We start from the raw sequence: 17,986 nt of genomic DNA, 5'->3' as shown, positions 1-17,986 counted from the left end.
CTGAGTAATTTTTACGCAACTTATGTTATTGGTACTTCAGATACTTCGAGATGAGTACAGTAGCGATCGCGCCCCTGTTGTTTGGCTCTGTATAGAGCTCGATCTGCCTGTTCGATTAATTTATGGGGAGTGATTTCAGGGGTTGGCAGAATTGAAGCAATCCCGATACTAATGGTGACGGTGGGTTTCACTCTAGAGAGCTGATGGGGAATGGCTAAATCTTGAATTGCTTGCTGAATTCTCCGTGTGACCACAATTGCGCCATCTAAATTAGTGTTGGGAAGGAGGATCACAAATTCTTCACCACCATAACGAGCAACGAGATCCCCAGCACGGGTTACTTTCTTATAGATCGCTTGGGCTACATCCCTAAGACAGCTATCCCCTGCCAGATGTCCGTAAAAGTCATTATATAGCTTAAAGAAATCTAGATCGAAGAGGACTAATGAGAGCCATTGACGCTGTCTTGATAGCCAAGCCCATTCCTCCGTTAGTCGATTATCAAAGCATCGACGGTTTGCGACCATGGTTAACCCATCAATATTTACTAAAGACTCCAGTTTTTGATTAGCTTCTTTAAGAGCGATTTCAATTTTTTTACGTTGTTCTATTTCCTTTTGTAGCTCAATAGTTCGCGCTTCTACTCGTTTTTCTAGCTGACTGTTCAGGGCTTCTAATTCTGTATAGGAGCGATAGGAGCGTAAAGCTGTAATAACTGTTGTAAAAAGCCTATGGGAAGTGAACTCTGTCTTAGTCTTGTAATCGTCAATGTCATAATCGATAATTACCTGTTTTTCTGGTACTAGTCCAGCCTGCCCCGTTCGTAAAATGATCCGCATTGCCCGATTTTGCAAGGTTTCGCGAATGTATTTGGCGGTTACTAAACCTGCATCGTCAGATTCCATAATGACATCAAGTAAGATAACAGCCACATCAGGATGTGCGGATATTAATTGACGGGCTTCAATTCCTGAATAGGCGTTCAGGAATTGCAACTTTTTGCGATCGAAAATAAAATCTTCTAAAGATAGTTGTGTAATACTATGAATTTCACTTTCGTCATCGACGATTAAGATTTTCCAAAAACCGTAATCATGGGATGAATTATCATCAGTTTCATCAGCAAATTCTAGAATATCCGCAATTATCGGATCGGTATCAATCATAGAAAATATCCAAATTATTCATACTAAACGGAAAATACTTTGATTTTATTCTAGAAGAATTTTTCTAAAACTAATGCTTATTTAAGCTTTTCAAATTATACCAAATTATAGACAGATTGGGATTTGAATCAGAAACTTTGTCCCAACTCCAACTTGACTTTTACAAGTAATATTTCCTTGTAGTTTTTGGGTGATGATATTGAAAACTATGTGAAGCCCTAAACCGCTTCCACCTTGCCCCCGTTTAGTTGTATAAAACGGATCAAAGATTTTACCTAAGTTTTCATTGGCAATACCTTTGCCATTATCACTAAACTCAAATAATAGGCGATCTTCAACTGTAGAAATCGTAAAGAGGATAGTTCCTTTGTCATCGGGATCGTAGGCATGAATTAAGGAATTCATAACTAGATTGGTGACTATTTGGGAAATCATGCCAGGATAGCTATCAAGAATAATATTATCTTCACAATCAATACGAACATTAATATTGGTGCGTTTGAGCTTTGGTTGCAGGTTAAGTAAAATCTCTTCCAAATATTCTTTAATATTAAAGGAACGTCTTGTCTCACTTGACTGATCGACGGCTACTTGCTTAAAACTTTGAATTAATTCGGAAGCTCGATTTAAGTTTGATAGGACGATCGCACTACTTTGTTGAACGGTATCCATAAATTTTTCTAGGTCTGAGCGTTTCATCGTGCCATTCTTAAAAGCTATTGTCATCTCTTGGATTTTATCGACGACTAGGGAGGCTGCTGTCACACCAATACCAATCGGGGTATTGATTTCATGGGCTACCCCTGCAACTAGTTTTCCTAAGGCAGCCATTTTTTCTGAGGCAACCAGTTCGTTCTGAGTGGCTTGAAGGTTTTTCAGAGCTTGGGATAATTCTTGGGTGCGATCGCTGACTAGTTGTTCTAAATTTTCGTTAAAGCGTTTGAGATTGGTGTATAAACGGGCATTATTGATAGAGATCGCCGCTTGGCTGGATAGTAGGGTTAGCACTTCAAGGCGATCGGCGGTAAAGACATCGGCTACCAGTGCATTTTCCATATAAAGGATTCCAGCTAGTTCTCCCCGATTTAGGAGCGGAATACATAGGACTGACTTTAGCTGTTTGGCTTGAACGTAGCGATCGCTAGTAAACATTCCTTCCTGTGTGGCATTGCCCAAGACAATGCTTTCTTGAGTACGCACGACATAGTTGATGATAGATGTAGGTACAATCTTGTCCATTGTTTGCGATCGGAGTACTTCAATTTGATTGTTCTCCGCATTCCCTGAAGCCTCAATTTCAAACTTCCCATCATTCTCCAAAATCAAATACCCGACCTGAGCACCAGCATTTTCGATCAAAAGTTTCATTAGTTTGGCTAAGAGATTTTCTAAATCGATCTCATCAGACAGAACTTGGAAGGTTTTCACAACGGAAGCTAAGTCGAGCCTCATCAATTTACTGGTCGTGCTCGTTAAACTCGCGTCTCTAGTAGAAAGATCGCTAAGAAAAGCGATTTTGGGTTTGAGCGAGCTGAAACTATTAGATTCTGGCTTCAGATAGTTTGTTTCTAGGTGCTTTACTTTTGCGGTTGCCCCCCAACTTTGATAGCAGGAAATCGCATCAAGAAAATAGGCTTGGGCAACTTTTTCTTTATGTATTTGCAGATAAAATTTACCAGCTAGTTCGTTGGCTAAAGCTTCTTCTTGAATATATTCATTATTTCTGGCTCCGATGATGGCGCGATCGTAGTACTCCATGGCTTTGAGTTGTTGCCCACCTACAGCCATGCGCTCAGCTTCCACTAGATCGTATTTATGCTGGAAGTTGATCGGACAGTATTTTGCCCATCGGCGCATTTTTTTCTGATTGCGAGAGACCTGTTGGAGATAATTACGCCGTGACTGTTTGGGTAAATGCCGACATAAGCCCAGACAGGCAAGGGATTGATACAGATTATGATTGGTGACTGGATAGGCGCTGACAACGGAGCGGGCGTAGGGGATGGCTTGTTGAAAAGCATCGATCGCCGTTTTGTAGTCCTCAAACAAATAATGGGATATTCCCTTAGCCGTATAGGTATAGTAAATAGGAATACCATTTTTGTTATCTAAAAAGATCGGTAGAAGTTCTATTTCATTAAAGGCTTCGCCAATGAGAAATGGTGTATGCTCGCCAAAACCTGCAAGATTAAGACATAGTTGATGTATAGCTTGAATTTGCTCGACTATATAGGACTGCTTAATTTTTTGAACTAAGAAAATTCGATAGTCTTGAAAACCTTGGATTACTGAAGTAAGGGAATCTCCCATGAAAAAACGATTGAGGCAATAGGCTAAGACGCAAAAGCCAGTGGCGCTATATTCCCCTAGTTCAATGCCGAGTTGGATTGCCTTTTGTAGACTGGGCAAGGATTCTCGCAAATGCTCTTTCCAATGTCTCAGACAAGACTCAAAGGTGACGATCGTTAATACCGCGCCACGGCGAATGTGATGTTTTTCGATTAGTTGCAAGCTTACGAGACCGACGCGATAGCTGCCTTCGATATCCTGAAACACTACCCAACGAATTAATCCATAGGCGGCTCCTTGAATTACGCCATTGGGAGCAATTCCATATTGTAAAGTCAAGTTCACAACACGGAGAATTACCATGCCGATGAGCAGAGGGTTTAAATTGATCGTGGCGGCGGTGAGAGTGGTAATAATGTCTAATACTGCCAACTTGTATGGGTCGGTCATGGTGGGTAAATTCCACCAGTTATCAATCCGTTTGCGACGAGCATTAAATTCTGTTAGTAATGCTTCGAGCCCTACCTGTAACTCATTGGGCGAAGTAGGAAAGGATTCTCCCAACCGCATGAGGATATAGGTAATAGTGGTAGATACCTCATGAAATTTCTGTTGTGAGGTATAGGCTTCGAGCTTGATTTTATAAGAAGCAACTGTATCGAGAATATGTTGGGCATTTTCTGTGATTAGATCGACTAGGCGGTGGCATTCATCGCAATCGGTATTTAAATATGCGGCTTCGGCGGCATTATGGTAGAGGGACAAAGTGAGTTGATAGTGGTTTTCCCAAGCCTGAGATGGAAGTAAGGCGCTTCCAGTTGTGAGATACTTGTGGGCATCTGAATAGGCATTGGAATCCTTTGCTTTTTTGCCTGCCAGTAAATTTAGTTTAGCAAGTTCGAGTCGTTCTAAATTATCCTCAATCAAGCTCATTCCCATATTTAAATGGTTCGCAATCTGAAAAATTTTCTCTTCGATCGTATTTCTATTGCCTAGTTCATCTTCCTTGGCTTTTTTAAGTAATTGGCGACCGATCTTGAGATGGGTAACTTGCTTGTCTGATTCAGGAATGAGGGCATAGGCGGCTTGCTGCACGCGATCGTGGAGGAACTTATACTCGACGACGAAATTTTCGGTCAGATCGCGATCTTCATCAACGCTAAAAAACTGATAGTTATTGGTTAGGGGTAAGATCAACCCTTCTGTTAATACGGGTAAAAGATCTTGGGTAACTAGTTGATGTTCGCGATCGGCGGCACTTGCTAAGGTTCGCGAATCAAAATAATTGCCAATACAGGCGGCGATCTGGAGGGTTCTTTGGGAATCGGTAGATAATTTCTGGATTTTGCCTAACATGAGATCGATGACATTATCCGTAAATCCTGCTTCCTGAATTTGCGTTAAATCCCACTGCCAAGAGCCTTTTTCTAAATCGAAATTGATTAAACCTTCTTCATAGAGTGATTTCAAAAATTCATTAATAAAAAAGGGATTCCCGTTGGTTTTTTGGAGAACGAGTTCCGCTAAAGGGACAACGGTCAGGCGATCGCATTTCAGCGTGTCCGCGACCAAACTATAGACATCCGAGCGACTAAGCGGTAATAATTCGATCTCGTTTAGTGGTGTCCCATGGGCTGCAATCCGATCGAGAGTGAAATTTAAAGGATGTACCGCATCTACTTCATTACTACGATAAGCTCCGATAAAGAAGAGGAATCGACTATCATCGGAAGTAATGAGTAATTGTAAAAGCTGGAGAGAAGCGGCATCTGCCCATTGAATATCATCCAAAAAAATCACAAGTGGATGGCTGGGACGGGTGAAGATGCGCACGAAATTCTGAAAAACCATATTGAAACGATTTTGGGCTTCAGCGGGTGAGAGCTCTAATACCGATGGTTGTTTGCCGATTATTAATTCCATTTCGGGAATGATATCGATAATAATTTGCCCATTTTCTCCGAGGGCGGCAAGTAGAATTTCGCGACATTGCTGGAGTTGATGCTCGCTTTCCGTTAATATCTGCTTGACGAGTTCACGAAAGGCACTCACAAAGGCACTATAGGGAATATTTCGCTGAAATTGATCGAATTTTCCTGATATGAAATAGCCCCGCTTTTGGGCAATGAGTTTATGAATTTCAGAGACGAGCGCTGACTTGCCAATACCAGCTTCTCCCTTAACAATCATTACTTCTGAGCGACCAATACTTACGCATTCAAAGGCTGCCAATAGCAACCAAATATCCTCTTCTCTTCCATAAAGCTTCCGAGAAATATGAAACTTATCCGATACATCATGCGCGCCTAATGAGAATTCATTAATTACGCCGCGATCCTCTAAAATCTTTTTGCAGAGAATTAAATCTTCCTTCAGTCCTAGAGCGCTTTGATAGCGTTCTTCGGCATTTTTTGCCAAGAGCTTCACGACCAGATCCGAAACCGCTAGGGGGATTTCTGGATTGAATAGGTGGGGTGGGGTCGCTAACCTGGCAATATGGCAATGGACGAGCTCGCTGGGATCTTCAGATATAAATGGAAGTTGATTGGTAAGTAATTCATAGAGAGTTACGCCCAAAGAATACAGATCGCTACGGTAATCAAGCGGGCGATTCATCCTGCCCGTTTGCTCAGGGGATATATAGGCGAGCGTACCTTCGAGGAGACTCAGATTGAAAAGATGTGGACTTTCCCTCGATAAAATATTGGAAATGCCAAAATCAATGATTTTGACGCGATCGGTTCTTGGATTAAAAACGATATTAGTGGGATTGATATCTTTGTGAATTACATTGGCGGCATGAATTTCGCTGAGGATCCCTGCGACTTGGGCGGCGATCGCTAAAATCTCTGTTAATTTAAATGGGCGCGATGTATTCAAGATGCGGAGAGACTCGCCTCCAAAATCCTCAAAGGTGATATACCGAAACTGTTTATATTTGGTAAAGCCATAGGCATCAATCACTCCCTCAATATCTTTTAGGCGATGGCAGATTTCGTATTCTAATTTGTAGCGAACGATCTCTTCGGGGGTGGGGTAATTGAGTTTGAGTATTTTTAAGATAACGGGTTGCAGATCGTCATGACGGTAGCCTCTGTAAACTACAGATTGGGAACCTTCATAAATTAATGAATTAATCTGATAGCCAGAAATCTCAATCACAGTTGGTTTTCTCCTATTTTCGCCTTTGTACTTGCAAGTAAAACCTATTGCCTGGTGACAGGGTCGGATTGTTGATAACTTGTATTTGGTAATTAGGAGATTCTAACGAAAATTCTAGCTGATGTAATAGGGTTGCGATCGTCAGCATGATTTGGACTTCGGCCAAACTATTGCCCAGACATAAATGTGCGCCTGCCCCAAAGGGGGCAAAGGCTCCATTTTGTTTATGTTCGCTGCGGGGTGGATGAAAGCGATCAATATCGAAGACCTCAGGATTGGGGAAAAATTGCGGTAGGAAATGGGGGACTGTGGTCGCAATAATTAAAGTTGTACCGCGATCGACGCGATAGCCTTTAAAAGTAAAAGGGGCGATCGCCGTTCTTTGAATTGCGGCGGCGACGGGATACATCCGCAGGGTTTCCATAGCTGCGCCATGTAAAGCACTCATGCCGCGTAACTGTTCGGCTTGGGGGATGCCATGCTGAAAGAGGAGATCGATTTCCTGTTTTACTTTTGTCATGGCTTCAGGATTCTTGAGTAGGGCGTAAAGCATGAAGGCGCAGGTATTTGCCACCGTATCTATGCCCGCTAGGTAGGGACCAATCGCCGCGGCAATTAATTCCGCTTCCGATAGCATCGGCTGCGCTTTTTGGGAATCAGCAAGCAGATCGTCGATTAAGTTAGGGCGATCGCGTTGACTTGCGCTAGCGCGATTTTTGGCGATCGCGAGTCTTGCTAGTTCAATTACCCTTTGTTTTGCCCGTCGGTAAGAAGGTTGGTATAACAAAAATGACGGCCATTGCTTGGTCACCATTACATTTAAGGCGGTCTTTAAAAATTTAACTAAATCTGCACAGTAGTCCGAAGGCGAATAATCCACTAGTAACATCCCCAATTGTTCGCAAATGATTTGTTGCAAGAAGGGCAAAACTTGGATCCTTTGTCCCGATTCTACTCGGTTGGTCAGATTGGTGATTATTTGAATTGTTTCAGGAAAAGCATGAATGATGGCATTGCGCGAGTAGCCTGATTGTAAAAGTCGGCGCATCTGTTGATGGCGATCGCCATCTAAGCTAATCAATAATTCTTCAGTCCCCAACTCCTTCGCAAAATCTTGCCAAAAATCTTTACTACTGAGGAAGTCTGCCCCAGTTTGATTGACAAACTGATTGGCTTCAGAACCTGCCAAGACTGTAAATTGCCGATGAGCAGCTCTAATCCGAAAAATTTCGCCTACATCACGATAGCTCTTTACAAAGAAATTGAGACTATTGCTGCTTAGTTCTAAACTACTTCCTAAAAAAGGAAGTCCTGCAATTAGAGGCGGTAGGGGCTTATTCGTAATATCCCTCGACCAAATAGCATTATCAAGCATTATCTTTACTCCATCTTGAATTGGCAACTTCGGATCTAAGTAGCTAGGCATAGGTAAACTTAAAACCTAGAAGAGCGTACCGCCCGCTTAGCGGGCGGTACGCTCTCTGGTTTGGGGTTTTAATTATGCTTAACTGCTTAGAATAAAAACTGTGTGCGCAATACTGCTCCCCAAATTGTGGGGTTACTACTAAAATTATTGGCATTAAAGGTCGCAAATAGTGAAGGCGTGAGGGTGATAAATTTCTGGATGGGATAGGAATAGGTTAGTTCCAAATCATATTGAGTCCCACCATCGCCATTACCAGCAACGAGAAAATTGCGTCCCGAAAGCACCTGAAAAGGAATGGATAGGGAAATTGTCCCTAAAGCTCCTTCCTTTGCTAGATCGGGAAAGGCTAACCCAAACTGGAAGGCTTGCAAATTCACATTTCCTCCTGCGATCGCTAAATTGACGGGCGCAATCCGAAGACTACTATAGGAATAGCGTCCAAATAAGCCCAAAGACTTATTGAGAAGCCAGTCAAAGTTAAAGACAAAGTTATCGCCCGTACTGTCCTGTAATCTACCGCCAAATCCATCATCCACAACTCCTCGAGCGGAATAGGTCAAGAAGAATGGGAAATTAGGTTGACCTAAGGGAGCCGCAGGAGGGGCTTGATTGTAAGTGCGGCTATAAAGAAATCGTAAATTGATTGCATCGCTCGGTGAGTAGGTGAGTTCGGTGAGGATTTGATTAGAGCCACCAAATAAACCGCGATTGGGGTTACTAGCGCTATCGGTAAAGTAAGCAAAAGAACCATCGTTACGAGCAAGGTAGCCCGCTTTTAGTAACAATTGCTCGGACATACGCCAACTTAGAATGGCTCCTGCTCCCGATAATCCACTATTAGCAAGGGGACTCTGATAGGAGTTTAATCCACCAGCGCCATTAATTACGGATGTAAATCGATTGACATCAAACTGACGGAAAGGAAGAATACGCGGTCCAATCTGCAACCTTAAATTATCATTAATTGGGAAACTATAGAAAAACTCAAATAACCCTACAGTATTTGCGGCTGAAGGTAAAACTGGATTGGAATCGGCATAGGGAACTCCAAAAGTGCTGGAAAATCCAGCCGAGCTATAAAAACTTGATGGGGGATTCCCATTGCCCATAGCTAAAATTAGGTTGAGACTATCACTTCCTGTAAACGAAGATGTGAGAAGTAGATAGTTAGAATAACTGAGGGTAGTGTTGGGGTTACCCGCGATCGTTCCCACTATAGGACTTCCTGTGATGGGGTTACGCGCCGCAAATCTTGCCACGGGGATACTACCAGCTATGGGCAATCCTTCCGCAAGAATATTGCCGCTACTAAAGGCACTACTAAGATTGAAGGAACTGAGAACATTTAATTTTGTGGTTGGGGAAAATTGTTGGGCTGCTATCTGGCTGCTTTTAGTTTCAAGGGCATCGACTCTCCCTCTTAGCATTGATAGTTCTGTGGCAAATTCTGCTTGAAGTTTTTTGAGTGTCGCTAGATCGGTTTGACCGATCTTATCGGCTAGCCCCGCACTTAGGATCTCATTAATTTTATCTAAACAGGCATTTAAACCCGCCGCAAATTCGTAGCGGGCGATCGCTTGTTTACCACGATAGTTTTGGTCGGGATAGCCTGCGATACAGCCATAGCGCTCTACTAAACTTTGCAGGGCTGTAAATGCCCAATCAGTAGTTTTTATATCTGAAAGTTGCGATACAGAGTTAATCGAGGTATTTATCTGAGCATTTATCGGGGTATTTATCGAGGTATTTATCGGTGCAGAAGTCAAGCTCAGTTCGGTGGGAGCTAAGTAATCGGGAATGCGATCGCTGGGTTCGATGAGCTGAGAATTTAATGGATTGGGATCGTAATGCTTAAGGGAAGGTGCGATCGTCTGGTTTTCAGGTAAGGTTTGACGGGATTCCAATGCCAAGGCTCGATTATCAATAAATCCTATGTCTAACAAGGGACTCAAGATAGAAGATGCAACTAAAAAAGCCGAATAAATCTTGAAATTCATTAAATTCTTACACACCACAAAGGACTTTTAGCGGGCTTTCTTAGTATAGTTGAAACCGATATTTTCCATGCTCCTTGTAAATAATTTCCTTTTTATCGATCGAATTTTATGATTATGGAATTTGTATGTATTTTAGATTTATTTTAAAAGGGCTTGAGTGTTAAAAATTGTTGTAATTCTTGTTTAGTAGGCATTAGAGGTTTTATTTTGTAATAGAAGTTAAGCTGACTATTGTGGTCACAAATTATTCTTGGTTGAGTATTATTTGTGAATTCAAAACGTATAAAATAAGTTTAAGAAGGATCCCCCATAAATGATTTACTATGTCTATAATTAGTTAGATGCAATTAAATATAAAACCCCAAAGTCTGTAGCGCACGCTGCGCGTGCGCTACAGACTTTGGGGTTGGGTTTTAAGTATGCCCAGCGACTTAGTAGCCCTAAACATTTATGAGGGAAATAGAGATGCAACTTCACTCACCTAGCGGGATAGTTTGGCTGAGCGAAGTCGAATCCTCTCTCAATTTATTTAGGATTGCTATATAGGATTGCTATATGGGCTTAAAAAATAGTCTTAAAAATATGCTTCAAATTCAAAAAAATCTTACTCAAAATTCGATCTCTTTGATCTCTATATCTATTCTCGCGATGGGATGGGGACTGATTGCTGATCGGGGTTTTGCGGACAATAGCCCTAAAAATCATTTCCCTATCGATCTTTCTATAGAAAATTCTCAAAAATCTCTGGATAAGGGCGATAAAGCTTCAGAATGTAAACTCTTTACGGGAATTACGGATAAAGCTTCGGGTGCAATGGGAACGACAGATTTGAGCGTAGCCTTACGTTATACCAGCGATCTCAAACAGGATTTAATAAATCTGCAACTAGCTGACAGTCAGCTTAAATCTTTACAAGAAAAATATTTACAGTTTGCGAAAGAGATGGAGGGGCAGTTAGTGAGGGTCAAACGCGATCAGTCACAGGGGGACTATGGAGCTGTGCAAGCGGCAGTACCAACTTTGACGGCTACTGGCAATCGAGGGCTAGAGTTGCAACAAATGCTTTGGCAATATTGTGGAAAGTCTGAGTAATACCAATTCCCAAAATGACAACGCCATTTTGGGAATCTCAAAACTTTACTGGGTTTGTTTTTTAATTCACTGAAGTGTTGGCTCACTTCAATTTAAAATTTGATTTGATAATTGGTAATTCCTGTATTTCTGGCTACGCTCAAAAGTGCGGAAGATGGATTTTGGGCAAGATAATCCACGATTTGCTTCGCATCGCTAAGGGGTGCGCCATTTAGTCCAATCAGGCGATCGCCACGTTGTAATCCCATGCGACTGGCAAGAGAGTTAGGATTAACTGCATAAACAGTGAGACTGTTAGGATTGAGAATTACTCCTAACTGTTTGCGATCGCCTGTTTTGGTGGGAGATGTGGGTGATGTGGGTAGAGTAATTGCTGGAGTTGGGCTTGATGAACTGGGAAGACTGGCGATCTTGCTTTGTTGAGCTATTGCGGCATTGCGCGTCATGAATTCCTTGGCAATCGGGGCGCTAATCGCAAAGCCAATACCTGTATTGGAACGACCGTCGGGGCTGAGAATTGCTTTGTTGACTCCGATGATTTCTCCCCGTGAATTAAGCAAGGGACCACCTGAATTGCCAGGATTTAGTCTAGCGTCGGTTTGGAGATCGCCATCGGCAGCGATACGGCTGAGAATGCCCGTTGTCAGCGTTCCCGATAGACCGAAGGGGCTACCGATCGCAAATACTTTTTCTCCTACTAAAATACTGTCGCGATCGGCAAAGGATAGAGAAGGAAAGCGATCGCTAGAGGCAATTTTTACTAAGGCGAGATCGTTTTTGCGATCCGTGGTTACTACCTGTCCGCTATAGGTTTTACCTTCGCTATTGATAATACGGACATTACCGTTCTTGGCATCACGAATTACATGTTCATTGGTAATTACTAAGCCATCGGGGGTCACAATGCTGCCCGAACCTGTACTAGTTGAGGTTTTGATGGTTACTACCGCAGGATTTGCGGCACGATAGACTTCCATTGTAATTTTTTCTTCAGGCTCAAAATCCTTGGGGGCGGCGTTGGCGGCTTTGCTGAAGCTGGGAATGCTGATTAATAATGCTGATAGAATGCTTAAGGTGATCGCTCTCGATTTCATGTGCTTCTCTACTGCCTGCATAATTCCTGATATGTCAAGCTTGACGAGCTTAACGATCTGGCAGTTCCGAGAACCGTTTAAGCAATTTGTCGTGGGTTTTTAGAAAGCATAGATCGCATCAACAACTGAAATAAGTAGTTCAGATCTAGAAGAACGTGCCGCCCGCTACGCGGGCGGCACGTTCTTCTAGGTCTGAAGTTTATACCAAGTAAAGAAATGGCTATGCCATTTCTTTACTTGGTACAAAACCCCAAAGATGAGTGGCTGCGCTTTACGCAGCCGCTCATCTTTGGGGTTTTGTACCAAGCATTGTCAAATCTGTTAGGCTAGCAATAGGTCAGTGCTTCATTTGAGGACTTATCTTTTTTATTTTGGTTACGGAGCATGACAGCTAATTTTTGGGACATCGTTCGTTACTTTAAACGCTATCGAAAAACCGCAATCTGGAGCATTACAGGTTCCAGTTTATTTGAAATTATCGATTTGACCGTTCCCTATACTGTCGGGCAAATCCTGAATGTCTTGTCAGGGCGCGATCTAGATAGCGAAATGTATTATCTCGTTGCTGCTGTGGCGACAGTATTGAGACAGCCAGTTAGTCAAAGCATCGCATTAATAATTCTATTGGGGTTAATTTTTGTCGTGACGGTGGTGCGCGCGCCGATACAGGTATGGGTTGCCAATAACTTCCATTGGCAAATAGCCATCGAAACTCGACGCGATCAGACGCAAAGGGCGATCGCCAAAATCTTGACCCTGCCCGTTGAATTTTATGATGAGAATAATGCAGGACGGATCGCAGGCAGAGTCGCAAGGGGACTAGCCAATCATATGTGGTCTTACCCTGAGATTGCGGGGCAATTGATTCCTAAACTAGTCCGAATCCTTGGCATTTTCGCTATTATTTGCGCGATCGCTTGGTGGATTTCTGCTTTCTTTTTAGTTTCATTCATTTTGATTCTCTGGGGAAGTTTGCAAAAGCTGAAGGGATTAGTGAAGACGGAAGAAACCCTTGATATTTATCAAGAAAATACGGAAAGTCGTACTTCGGAAATCATTACTAATATCAAAACTGTGAAGGCGTTTGCCAATGAATCTAAGGAATACAAACGACAAAGCGATCGCCTTGTCAGGGAGGCAAAAGTCTCACTGTGGGGGATTCACATCGGCTATGTGAAACTGGGAATGGTGCGCGATACCATGCTGGAGTTCTGTCAATATGTGGTGTTTGGAGCCGCATTATTTGCCACCTTTGGGGGCAAGATGTCCATCGGTCATTTCATTACGATCTCAACCTTGGCAAGTATGGCATATTCCGAAATCAAGCCGATTTGCTTGTTGGCAGAGGTCTTTGCCCGTCGCTACTCCTCGATGATTCGGTTTCACGAGCTTATGAAGCATTCCAATGGTCAAGATTCGGCGATCGCTTTGCCATCGGGAATGCAATATCCGCAATATCAATTTTCGGGCAAAGTAGAATTTCGCGATCTGACCTTTGGCTACGATCGCCATCGCCATGTACTGGAAAAAGTTCAATTCATCATTGACCCCTATGAAACGGTTGCCCTCGTTGGTCGCTCTGGTTCGGGTAAATCCACTTTGGTCAAGTTATTATTCCGCTACTTTGAGCCAATCAGTGGCGGTATTTTCATCGACGGTCGAGACATTAAGGATCTGGATATTACGGGCTATCGCAAACGCTTAGCGATCGTGCATCAAGAAGTGGATATCTTTAACGGAACGCTAATGGATAACCTCATGTATGGCAATCCAACCGCTACCTTCGCCCAAGTTCAGGAAGCCTGTGCGATCGCGAGTGTGGATGAATTTTTGCATCAGTTTCCCCTTGGCTATAACACTATTGTGGGTGAGCGTGGCGTGCGTCTATCGGGCGGTCAGCGCCAGAGACTGGGCATTGCCAGAGCTTTACTAGTCAATCCCGACGTGCTGATATTCGATGAAGCTACTTCTAGTCTGGATTATGAATCGGAGCGATCGATTCAGCTAGCGATGCGGCGGATTCAAGGAACCCGTACGACCATCGTGATTGCCCATCGTCTCAGCACCGTTCGCGATGCCGATAAGATCGTTGTTTTAGATAAAGGTCGAGTCGTGGAATTTGGTTCCCATCATCAGCTTCTAGCCCAAGGAGGGATCTACCATCGCCTCCATTCATTGCAAGAAACTGGAGAATTATTAAGCAGCTAAGCATCAGTAGCCTTAATACAGCAGAGCAAAGATAAAACCTCAAAGATGAGTGGCGGCGCTTCGCGCCGCCACTCATCTTTGGGTAGTTAAGAGTGTAAAGTCCAATCGGCGGTAAGCTCGTTTCGGTCTTGGTTTTTAACGATGCTGAACTGCTCCGTAACGCTACCATTTTGGGCTTGAGGATAACAAGTAGTTTGCCGTTCTTGTCCATACCAACGTTGAGCCAACCCGTTTAATTGATCCAAAATAACTACGAGTTCCTTAGCTTTTTCAGTTAATCCATAGGTTACTTGAGGAGGAACTGTGGGTTCGTAGTGGCGATATAAAATTTCTTCCTGCTCGAGCATCCGCAGACGTTCAGTTAACATTTTGGTGGAAATGCCATCAATTTGCCGTTTCAAAGCGCCAAACCTCTGGGGACCTAAATTGGATAGCACCCACAAAATATACAGAGTCCAAGGTCCTGACAATAGGTTTGTCAAAATGCTGACGGGACAAGGATTGGGTTCTCGCGATCGCTGTGCCATAGCTAGTTACCAGAAAGTTCCTACTAGTTACAATTTAGTACCTACTTTACTTTAGTAGGTAGTTACTTTTAGTATCTACTAGTGTCTAATTGTAGCTCGAATAGGTAACTCAAGGAGGGTTCCATGCCATCAATCGCCATTGTTTATTTTTCTGGTTCGGGACATACCCACTTAACTGCTGAGGCGATCGCTGAGGGAGTTCGCAAAACTGGTAATCATGTCGAACTGCTGCGGATTAAAGGAGAGCAAATTACTAATGGACGTTGGCAAGATGATGAAATTATGGAAAAGCTCGATCGTGCCGATGCGATCGTTTTTGGCTCGCCAACCTATATGGGCGGTGTAGCCGCGCAATTCAAAGCCTTTCTAGATGCTGGTAGTTCCGCTTGGTTCTCTCAAAAATGGAAAGATAAAATTGCTGCTGGATTCACCCATTCGGGTTCTCTCAGTGGCGATAAGCAAGGAACTCTAATATATTTATCCATTTATGCGGCGCAACAGGGTATGGTGTGGGTAGGTGCGGGGGATTTGCCCAGTCAATACCTCGGCAAAACTGATGGTGTGAATCGATTGGGGTCTTTCCTTGGCATTATGGGACAAACTATCATGAGTATGACTGGCGGAGAAGCTATTCTCGATTCTGGAGATCGCTTAACCGCAGAATATTTTGGACAACGTATTGCTGAAGCAACCAAGCGCTGGCATCTTGCCCAAGTAGCGATCGCCGCTTGAGAATATAGCTGTCGCCAGAATAGTGTTGCCACGCGGAGCGCGGCAACACTATTCTGGGTTTTACGTCCTAGCTTCGACCCGAAACGCTATTTCTTGACTGGTAAGGGAGTAGTCGCAAGCTACTTAGGTAAGTAGCTTGGCATAAATACTTAAAAACCAAAACCAGAGAGCATATCGCCCGCGCAGCGGGCGATATGCTCTCTGGTTTTTAAGTTTACTTATGCCTAGCTACTTACCTAAGTAGCTAACGGAATAAAACGTGATATGCCTTTCCATATAGCCTGAACTACTCGCGCAAATCGATCTGCGTCCATAATAGCCTGATGGGTATCATCGTACTCCTGCTTAAAATCAGCTTCTATCCAGTCATACATTTTGCCGCTATCGAGATTCTCAATTACTTCTAACTTGTGATTTTCTACTTTTTGGGTAAATTCGGCATGGATATCTCTAGCAAGCTTGATGAATGCAAGTAAACTTTGAGAATCATCCAACTTATCCACATTAATTAATTCTTCCACACTTTCTTCTAACAATAAAATATTAGCTTGGAGCTGACGAATTACATCCATGACATCTAAAATTCGCTCTTCAAAATTTGCCCTAAATCCTTCTAATTTGCGACGATTTTCTTCCTCTTTGTCTTGATATACGGAACTGGCGACGCGAGTTGCACCAATGGCGATTAAATTTTTCTCTTCTTCTGGAGATAGCCCGATACTGCCTCCAAGTAAGGCAGAGCTTAGAACCGCTCTATCCCAATTAACTTCAGTGAGTTCCGAAGATCTCAGGTCGACATAACTCAAATTGGCTTCAGTGAAATTAACGCTGGTTAAAAAAGTCCGACTCATACCTGCATGGTTTAAATTGGCGTTGTTTAAGTCCACCCGTAAGAGGTTTGCTCCATGCAGCTCGGCATTGGTCAAATTTACATAGCTCATATCGGCATTACTCAAATACACTCGGCTGAGATCGGCATGGGATAGATTGCAGTTTCGCAGATTCGCATCACCCATACTTACCCGAATTAACTGGGCATTAGGTAAACTTGCCTCTTGGAGATTAGCCAAAATTAATTTTGAACCTGTGAGGTTTGTGCCAATTAACTTTGTCTGTGTGAGGTTGGCAAAGCTAAGATTTGCCCCAATAATTCTTGCATTACTCAAATCCGCCTTATAGAGATTGACATAGATCAAATTTGCACGGCATAAATCGGAATTACATAGATTTGTATCGCTTAAATCAGAGCTATGAAAGTCAGCGCTATCAAGGTGGGCATTGCTCAAATTAACCTTTTTGAGATTACACCGATTTAAATCTGCTCCACTTAAATTAATGTTATTGAGATTTGCTTCACTTAAGTCCGAGCATCTTAACTGTACTCGAATTAGCTTTGCTGAAGCTAGGGTCGCTCCTCTGAGGCTGGCAAAGCCTAAATTAGCAGCATATAGTTCTGCGAATTTTAAATTGGCGCTATCAAGGTTGGCATTGACTAATTTCGCTCCATTCAGGGATGCAAACTGGAAAATAGCGCTCTGAAGATTGGCTTCACTGAGATCGGCGGCATTGAGATTCGCCTTGGTTAAATTTGCTCCACTTAAATTGCCCTTAATTAAAACTGCATTGCGCAAGTTGACATTCTTCATCTTGGCATTTCGTAGATCTGCCTCTTGCAAATCGGCACGATTCAATTGAGCTTCATTTAAAATGGCATGACAGAAATTCGCTCTGCGAAGATTCGCTCCTGTCAAAGTAACCTTACTAAAGTCAGCATTGTGACAATCAGCATTTTCTAAATTGGCACTTTTCATCCAATTCCCTGACAATTGGGCATGGGATAAATTCGCACCATAAAGTCTGGTTCCTCCAAGGCGAACATTAAGTAATTTAGCTCCAATTAGACTAGCACCAGTAAGATTTGCACGCCGTAGATTTGTATTTTCTAAAGTTGCACCGTCCAGATTTACACCTTCTAAATTTCTATAACTTAGATCTAGATTCGACAAGTCTTGGTTGCTATAATCTCCGCCTGCTCTCAGATCTTCTGCAATCATCTAATTTCTCTTGAAACTACCTTAGCTAATTATTAAATGATAACTAAATTCTTTTAAATTGCTATTGCAATCCTAAATTGTTTGTGGAAACGCCCCTTTTTGGGGGCACTTCCACAAACCCAAAAATCTACAAATGATTTAGGACTGCATACCAATTCCCAAAATGGCGTTGCCATTTTGGGAATCTCAAAACCTTACTGGGTTTGTTTTTTAATTCACTGAAGTGTTGGCTCACTTCA

General features: G+C 42.8%; 10 protein-coding genes. 3 read left to right on the top strand and 7 right to left on the bottom strand.

Going from position 1 to position 17,986, the window contains the following annotated elements; all coding sequences use genetic code 11:
* Positions 1–20: 20 nt before the first annotated feature.
* From AC805_RS22075 to AC805_RS22060, 4 genes are all read right to left on the bottom strand, one after another.
* Complete coding sequence (locus AC805_RS22075) at positions 21–1,166, bottom strand: diguanylate cyclase (RefSeq protein WP_055077406.1); 1,146 nt, start codon at positions 1,164–1,166, stop codon at positions 21–23.
* Between the two features lie 105 nt (positions 1,167–1,271).
* Positions 1,272–6,617 (bottom strand): ATP-binding sensor histidine kinase, encoded by a 5,346-nt coding sequence (locus AC805_RS22070; protein ID WP_055077405.1) that lies wholly within the window; start codon positions 6,615–6,617, stop codon positions 1,272–1,274.
* Positions 6,618–6,630: 13 nt separating this feature from the next.
* Entirely contained in the window at positions 6,631–8,043 is a 1,413-nt protein-coding gene (locus AC805_RS22065) for a cytochrome P450 (RefSeq protein ID WP_055077404.1), read from the bottom strand.
* 86 nt (positions 8,044–8,129) lie between these two features.
* Positions 8,130–10,040 carry an iron uptake porin gene (locus AC805_RS22060; protein ID WP_055077403.1) on the bottom strand — a complete coding sequence of 637 codons (1,911 nt, stop codon included), beginning with the start codon at positions 10,038–10,040 and terminating at the stop codon, positions 8,130–8,132.
* Between the two features lie 582 nt (positions 10,041–10,622).
* On the opposite strand from AC805_RS22060, the gene AC805_RS22055 reads away from it, so the two are divergent.
* Complete coding sequence (locus tag AC805_RS22055) at positions 10,623–11,132, top strand: hypothetical protein (RefSeq protein WP_156341534.1); 510 nt, start codon at positions 10,623–10,625, stop codon at positions 11,130–11,132.
* 92 nt (positions 11,133–11,224) lie between these two features.
* Here AC805_RS22055 and AC805_RS22050 read toward each other — a convergent pair whose 3' ends face one another.
* Positions 11,225–12,247, bottom strand: a complete 1,023-nt coding sequence (locus AC805_RS22050) for a S1C family serine protease (RefSeq protein ID WP_231664146.1) — start codon at positions 12,245–12,247, stop codon at positions 11,225–11,227.
* A 363-nt stretch (positions 12,248–12,610) separates the two neighbouring features.
* Here AC805_RS22050 and AC805_RS22045 point away from each other — a divergent pair, with 363 nt between their 5' ends.
* Positions 12,611–14,434, top strand: coding sequence for an ABC transporter ATP-binding protein (locus tag AC805_RS22045; RefSeq protein ID WP_055077400.1), 1,824 nt, complete (start codon positions 12,611–12,613; stop codon positions 14,432–14,434).
* Between the two features lie 86 nt (positions 14,435–14,520).
* Here AC805_RS22045 and AC805_RS22040 read toward each other — a convergent pair whose 3' ends face one another.
* The gene (locus tag AC805_RS22040) at positions 14,521–14,961 is read right to left on the bottom strand and encodes a helix-turn-helix domain-containing protein (RefSeq protein ID WP_072143717.1); all 441 of its coding nucleotides are present in this window, start codon (positions 14,959–14,961) and stop codon (positions 14,521–14,523) included.
* Positions 14,962–15,084: 123 nt separating this feature from the next.
* Here AC805_RS22040 and AC805_RS22035 point away from each other — a divergent pair, with 123 nt between their 5' ends.
* Complete coding sequence (locus AC805_RS22035; RefSeq protein WP_055077399.1) at positions 15,085–15,693, top strand: flavodoxin family protein; 609 nt, start codon at positions 15,085–15,087, stop codon at positions 15,691–15,693.
* A gap of 236 nt (positions 15,694–15,929) precedes the next feature.
* Here AC805_RS22035 and AC805_RS22030 read toward each other — a convergent pair whose 3' ends face one another.
* Positions 15,930–17,747 carry a pentapeptide repeat-containing protein gene (locus tag AC805_RS22030; protein WP_055077398.1) on the bottom strand — a complete coding sequence of 606 codons (1,818 nt, stop codon included), beginning with the start codon at positions 17,745–17,747 and terminating at the stop codon, positions 15,930–15,932.
* Positions 17,748–17,986 lie beyond the last annotated feature (239 nt).

The sequence above is a fragment of the Pseudanabaena sp. 'Roaring Creek' genome, from assembly GCF_001402795.1.
Lineage (GTDB): Bacteria > Cyanobacteriota > Cyanobacteriia > Pseudanabaenales > Pseudanabaenaceae > Pseudanabaena.
This window is presented reverse-complemented; position numbering and strand designations above follow the sequence as displayed.

Excerpts from the sequence above, each read along its gene's own strand:
- AC805_RS22075 (WP_055077406.1), bottom strand. The coding sequence starts at position 1,166 with ATGATTGATACCGATCCGATAATTGCGGATATTCTAGAATTTGCTGAT.
- AC805_RS22065 (WP_055077404.1), bottom strand. The coding sequence starts at position 8,043 with ATGCCTAGCTACTTAGATCCGAAGTTGCCAATTCAAGATGGAGTAAAG.
- AC805_RS22060 (WP_055077403.1), bottom strand. The coding sequence starts at position 10,040 with ATGAATTTCAAGATTTATTCGGCTTTTTTAGTTGCATCTTCTATCTTG.
- AC805_RS22055 (WP_156341534.1), top strand. The coding sequence starts at position 10,623 with ATGCTTCAAATTCAAAAAAATCTTACTCAAAATTCGATCTCTTTGATC.
- AC805_RS22050 (WP_231664146.1), bottom strand. The coding sequence starts at position 12,247 with ATGCAGGCAGTAGAGAAGCACATGAAATCGAGAGCGATCACCTTAAGC.
- AC805_RS22045 (WP_055077400.1), top strand. The coding sequence starts at position 12,611 with ATGACAGCTAATTTTTGGGACATCGTTCGTTACTTTAAACGCTATCGA.
- AC805_RS22040 (WP_072143717.1), bottom strand. The coding sequence starts at position 14,961 with ATGGCACAGCGATCGCGAGAACCCAATCCTTGTCCCGTCAGCATTTTG.
- AC805_RS22035 (WP_055077399.1), top strand. The coding sequence starts at position 15,085 with ATGCCATCAATCGCCATTGTTTATTTTTCTGGTTCGGGACATACCCAC.
- AC805_RS22030 (WP_055077398.1), bottom strand. The coding sequence starts at position 17,747 with ATGATTGCAGAAGATCTGAGAGCAGGCGGAGATTATAGCAACCAAGAC.